Genomic DNA, 1,852 nt, shown 5'->3' with positions numbered 1-1,852 from the left:
TCACTAACCACCCTTTGGCTGTTTGGCACAGTCCCCGCTTTATCCACTTCCCAGACGCTTGCCACCGGTCGGGTTTTTCACCGTAGTTGGGTAGCTCATCCCTATCCAAGAAACTTGCCTGGGAAGTGTACGCCTTGTCTACCTCAATGAACTCAATACCATAACGTCCTGTAAGAGACCACCACTCCCGGTTGAGGGCTGCTCTTCAACACAAAGCCAGTCAGGGCACACGCAGTTCACGGCGCAGGTGCCGGGAGCTGCTGCAACGCCTGTCTGGCAGGGAGAGGCGCTTTCAAGCGTGGGTGAACCACTGCATCTCCACTGGCGTCAGCGGGACGGAGTCCTTTGTGATTGCGCTTTTGGGGGCTGCCGTAAACCAGCCCAGAGGCCCGTGGTTGGCTTGTCAACTGCAGGGCTACCAAAAGCCCGTACTCTATACGTCAGCATGAGTGCGGGTAGTTTACAACATCCAAAAGGCCTCATCAGGTTTAAAGTGAGGAGTAACCCGACAAAGAGTGAGGCTTGACCATGACGCTGGCTCAGGAGGCAACTGCCCAAGTTCCCGCCTTTTGCGAAGGGATCCAATACTTTGGGGATCCCTGGCCGGAATTCGATCGCCTGGGCCAGGAACCTGCAGTGGATGCTGCCACAGGCAAGCTGCGGGATCCCGGCAGTCGCATGGCCGCCTACCAGACCTTGCTCTATGCCGATGCGCTGCGCTATCTCACCCTGCAGATGACCGCCAGCAAAGCCTCGGGCCACCCAGGCGGCTTTGCCAGCCAAGCGGAAGCCTATGCCGCTTTGGTGTACCTGGGCCAAAAGAACATCCCCACCGAAGTGGGCCACCACGCCCCCGGCTTCTACGCCGCCATGTTCTTGGATGGATCCCTGGCCGAGATGGGCATCCACACGGTCTCTGACTTGCGGGCCCGCTTCCGGGAACGGGAAGGGCTGTTGGGCCACCTTTCTGGCTACATCCCCGGCTTGCTGGCGCCGGCAGGGCCACTGGGGCAGGGGCAGCACTTTGCCATGGCCGGCGCCCTGCTCTACCCGGATCGCCTCTTCCCGGTCACCATCGGCGATGGGGGCCTGGGGGAGCCCTACGTGATGAGCTCCATGATCCACTTTCACACCGCCTTCCCGCAGCGCACCAACTTCCTACCGGTGCTGGTCTGGAACGGCTACAGCCAAGAGCACCACAGCATGATCTCCACCCTCGCCAACGCCCAGATGGTTGAGTACTGGCGGGGCAACGGCTTTGAGGAAGTGGTGCTGGTGGATGCCAAAGACTTCGACGATGCCCAGCAGCCTGGCCCTTACGTCGATAGCACCCAATTTTCTCTGAAAGCCCGCTTGGCCTTTGCCCAGAGGGTACTGACCGAGATGGAGCGGGCCATTCAGTCAGCTCTAAGCGGCCACCTGACGGTTTTCATCCTCAAGCAACTGAAAGGGGCGGGCGTGCACGCCAAGGGATCCAAATCCCACAACCTCTATGCCCACCACACCTTGGATAACCCCGACATCGTGGCCGCTCTGCAAGCGCGGGCCCTGCACCCAGCCGCTTGGGCCCTGGTGCGCCAAAACTGTGAACGGGCTGCTGGGGGGCCGGCAGCCAAGGTGGTGGTAACGGAATCCGTCCGCCCTCTGCCGCCGCTGGGATCCCTCAACTTAACTGAGTTCCCCCTCGGCGATAAGCAAGTCTCCACCACGGCCATCGGCACCCTGGTGGTGCAGGTGGGGCAGAAAGATCCCGACTTTCTGGTGGCCAATGCCGATGGTAACGAGGCTTCCGGCATCGCCAACGTCAACCAAGGTCTCAAAGTGATCCACCCCACGGCGGATCCCCTCTACA

The 1,852-nt window shown here is 60.7% G+C and carries 2 pseudogenes; both read left to right on the top strand.

What is annotated here, in order from left to right:
* Nucleotides 1-170 precede the first annotated feature (170 nt).
* Nucleotides 171-449, top strand: a pseudogene (locus tag NW853_RS04225) (hypothetical protein); the annotation flags it as partial.
* A gap of 79 nt (nt 450-528) precedes the next feature.
* A pseudogene (locus tag NW853_RS04220) lies at nt 529-1,852 on the top strand (phosphoketolase); the annotation flags it as partial.

This window comes from Synechococcus sp. H55.11 (assembly GCF_047462475.1).
In the GTDB taxonomy this organism is placed as follows: Bacteria; Cyanobacteriota; Cyanobacteriia; order Thermostichales; family Thermostichaceae; genus Thermostichus.
The sequence above is the reverse complement of the archived record's forward strand: the minus strand, read 5'-3'. Positions and strand labels throughout refer to the sequence as shown.